This window comes from Sulfitobacter sp. (genome assembly GCF_036961165.1).
Classification (GTDB): domain Bacteria; phylum Pseudomonadota; class Alphaproteobacteria; order Rhodobacterales; family Rhodobacteraceae; genus Sulfitobacter.
Genome location: NZ_JBALVJ010000146.1, coordinates 1 through 4,464, shown reverse-complemented (window position 1 = coordinate 4,464; position 4,464 = coordinate 1). Strand labels below are relative to the sequence as shown.

The 4,464-nt window shown below is 50.5% G+C and carries 1 protein-coding gene; it reads right to left on the bottom strand.

Annotated features, from left to right (window positions below):
* Positions 1-294 precede the first annotated feature (294 nt).
* Positions 295-4,227, bottom strand: a complete 3,933-nt coding sequence (locus V7730_RS22185) for a non-ribosomal peptide synthetase (protein ID WP_335749734.1) — start codon at positions 4,225-4,227, stop codon at positions 295-297.
* Positions 4,228-4,464: the final 237 nt, after the last annotated feature.

Genomic DNA, 4,464 nt, shown 5'->3' with positions numbered 1-4,464 from the left:
GATGCATCTTAGCCAAGCCGCAAAACTGTCCTAAAAAGCAGGACCACTTCACTACTTCCAGCCCCAAAGGGCCATTTTATTGCGCGGTCTCACGTTGCTGTGAAGGTTCCCCGATCCGGCCATTTGCCGCACTGTAGATGCTTAACAAGCCGTCGAAACGAATGAAATCTAGAGACCCAGACCCTTTTCATGGGCTGACCATAGCTGACATTACTCCAATCAGAGGCCGCCTCAGTCTATCGCTTTTTCAGCAGGCTGGTCGAAGTATATATTCTGAAGACTGGCCATTAGTTCTTAGTCAGATTTTAAATCCTCTTTGATTTCATTAGCGAGAGCAAATACATGGGGTTCCTGCAGCATGGAGAGGTGCCCGCCGGGCACATCAATTACGCTAAAGCCGTTATTTGCGACTGATGCCCATCCAAGTCCATTTGCTCTGGTCTCTTCGGTGTCATGGAAATTTACCTTTGACCGAAAAATCGTTAGAGGAATACTGATCGGTTGCGGTGTGTAATCGTTTACGGCCAGTTCGTTCGAGGCGATAAACTCAATGACTGTCTTCGGAGAGGGGCGTTGCCTATCGTTTGATTCCCGATTGATCAGATATCGGGCTACCTTGTTGCGCATTTCATATATCAGGTTTTCGAAAACCAAAGCTGGGTATCTCCATCCAATATACTGCGCGCGACGTATGCGTGCGCCGATTTTTCCAATGCCTCGAACGCCAACACGACCGTCGGGGCCCGCCGCATCGAAAAAAGCCAGCGTATCAACTGTACGGCCACTGGCTTGTAGTTGTTGGGCAAGTTCAAAAGCAATGTAGCTTCCCAGAGATGCAGCCATCAGATGGATCGGTCCATCCGGAAAGTGCTGATTGATCTCCTTGCAATATCGGGCAGCAGTAAATTCAACGCCTGTTAGCGTGTCGGCGTCTAGCGATCCAACCGATATTCCCAGAACGGGCTGGTCCAATCCCAGATGTTGGGCCAAAGGACGAAAATACTCTTCATTCTGTCCCAAAATGTGGATCGCAAATAGCGGGGCTTTGCTTCCCAATGGCTGAATCGGAATAATGTACTTTGATTTTCGACCGCCTTTTCCAAGCACTTCGCCCAGTTCACGAGGCGACGGATGGTTGCGAAAATCAACGATCCCCAGCGGTTTCCCCGTTTCTATTGCGATGCGACCAATAAGCTCAAGGGAAAGCAACGAATGCCCGCCAAGATCAAAGAAGCTTTGATCAATTTCAACACGCGGAATATTCAGCACCTTTGCCATGATCTGACAAATCTGGATTTCCAGTTCCGTTGCAGCGGTGTGTTGCCCTTCGCTGGGCGACTGAACTTGCACCGGTTGCGGCAGCTTTGTTCGATCAATTTTGCCGTTTTGTGTGCGTGGAAATTGCGGCAAATCTACCAAAGTTGGCCGCATGTAAGTGGGGAGCAGATCCGCTACACTTTCATTGATTGCATCCAGATCAAGAGTTCTTTGTGATGCGATCCACACCACAAGCTGGGCAGAGAGTGTGTTTTTGTTCAAAACATCACACAGGATTTCTCCCTCAGGGATGCATTGCTCAACAGCGCGCTCGATATGGGCCAACTCAATTCGATGGCCGCGCAGCTTGATCTGTCGATCTTGTCGTCCTCTGAATTGCAAGTTTCCACCGTCGCGCCATTGAACCCTGTCACCGGTGCAATAGATGTTACCCGAGCCAGTGAACCCATTCGGTCTAAATGCCTGCGCGGTTTCATCGGGACGACCTATATAACCTTGACTGATAGCAGGACCGCCAATGGCCAACTCGCCCAGAACGCCCTTTGGCGCAAGGCTGCCGTCGGGCGCAATGACGTAGGCCAGCGAATGCGCTGTGGGCCGACCTATGCAGACATCTTCGCCAGGTTGGTGATTGATTGGTTCGAACAATGTGCAGGTAATAGTGGCTTCTGTAGGTCCGTAACCGTTCAAGAAACGAGCGTCAGGTGCGACTTTTAGCCATTCCGATAGGGTTCTTGACGCGATTTCCTCCCCCCCTACAACAACAAGTCGCACCAAGGGCGGCAGGCTTCTTCCGCTTGTCTGCATAAAGCGGTTCAGAACCGTCCAGTACGCTGTTGGAAGATTGATGAAGTTAAGCTTTTCCGCGTCAATTTCGTCAAGGAAAACGGATGTTGATTCCGACATCTCTTCGCTTCGCAGCACCAGTGTCGCCCCGGACATTAACGTCGTAAATATCTCTTCAATGGCCACGTCAAAGGACAGTCCGGCGAATTGCAGCGCTCGGTCTGATAGTTTCAGCTCAAATGCCTTTGTTAAGGCCGCTAGGTGGGCCAAAAGATTGCCACGCGTGACGCGAACTCCTTTTGGGGTGCCCGTTGAACCTGATGTGTAGATCACATAGGCTAGCGCGTTGATGTTTTCAGGAGGGCGTGGGATGGGCTTTGCATCGGGGGCCAAGTCTCTTGGGATTGGCGTTCGTCTTTGCCCCCGAACCACAACATCGTTCTGGACGATGATCTGCGCGGCGCTGTCCGATATCATATGCGCACGGCTTGCTTCTGGATGAGCTGGATCAACGGGCATGAACGCGGCGCCCGTTTTGAGCGTTGCCAGCACTGCAACGATAAAATTGACAGATCTGCTCAAATTGATCGCCACAATTTCGCCCGGCAAAGCACCATGCTCCAATAGGACTCTGGCAAGCTGGTCCGACTGCTGATCAAGCTCCGCAAAGGTCAGCTTGCTCACCTCTCCAATCATCTCTACCGCGCTCGCATCAGGTGCATTCTGTACCGTATTTTGAAAAAGCTGCACCAAGCAGGTCGCGTCTATTTCAAGTGGAGCATCTGGCGTTGACCAATCGAGTAGCGTGTCTCGCTCGTCACACTCCAACATATCTAACGTAGCAACTTTGGTCGTTTTATCTGATAGGGAAAGCGCGTGCATCAGCCGTATCAGATGCGCCAACATCCGTTCTGCAATCAATTTGGATACCGCAGATGGATCGTACTCTAGCTGAATTCTAGCAGCATCATCTGCATAAACGGATAACATAAGGGGCATCCCACCCTCTTCACGCAGCTCGATTTTCTCAACCACATCGGTCTCTTCGCCGCTGGTTACCAGGCTTTCGATCTCGCCATTCTCAAACATGATTGCGGTTTCAAAAAGGGGTTTTGCGCCGTGCAGACCAATACTCCGGCGGATCAAATCGGCTGGCGTTTGTTCGAGGGTGCGCAACGACAGTGTATGTTTGCGCAGCGCACTCACCAGAGAAGACACCATCAGGTCCGGAGAGAGTTTTACACAAGTTGGCAATGTATTGATCAGGCACCCCACTGTAGTTTGACAATTGGGTAAGGCATGACGACCCGATCTTACGACACCAAACGTAACAGCTTCTCTTCCCTGCCAACGAGAGAGCAAGATACCCCAAGCGGCTTGCACTATATTGGCCGTTGTACCTCCCAAAAGAGATGCGGCCTTTTGCAAATTCTTGCTTTCATTAACGGTCAAGTTTGCCGAGACTTGTTGTTTTCTGTTCGCCGTTAGCTCAGTTTTCCTCCCCTCAGAAAAATGCAGCGTACCTGCGTCCTCAAAGTCTTTTAAGTAAGTTCTGAAATATGTGACCGCGGCTTCTTCGTTCGGAACTGTGCCTGAAAAAACCCGGCAAAAATCTTCGAAAGTTATGGCGTCGGCATCTGCTGGCGGTAATGCTCCAGTTTGCAAATACTCAATCAACTCCTGTGCCAACCGTGCCATGCTGCGCCCATCTGCGATCGCATGGTGCATAGTTAGAACAATCGTCGTATGCCGCCCCTCACAACGAACCAGGCTAGCACGCCACATAGTTCCCCCAACCAAATCAAATCCACGATTGCGGTCTTCGGCGAGGAATTTCTCAAGTTCCTCCAGCCACGACTGGTTTGAGGTGCTCTCTTTTTCGATTACTTCGAGAGGAGCATGAACGGGCATTCTCAGCAATTGATTGAGGCGGCCTACAGCATTTCTTTGGATCATCACTCGCAAAGCATCGTGTCGCATCGCTAACGCGAGAAGTCCTGCCTTTACAGCCTCTGCGCTTACTGACGTTTTACCAAAATGTAGGATAACTTGTTCCAAGTTAATCCAAGGCTGCTCCGACCCAATACTTTCCGAGATCAAGCCTAGTTGCATAGGTGTTAGAGGAACGCCTGAAGTCTGCGACGTCTCGTTCTTTGGCTGCATTTACCCATCACCTCATGTCTTGTGGGAAGATGCCCTCATCAATTACTGGCTATCAGTAATACAGATAGCACGCAAAGATTGCCGAGGAAAAGGCTGATCTGGAACAATGGGTAGTTCGATTGATCAAAGCAGAATCAGTTAGAGGTGGTCCCAGTAATTCGACCAGTTTGCAGCCAACTTAAGGTGGTGAAGTGGTCCGGCAAAATTGGACAGCGTGCTAAGATGTATCCAACCCGA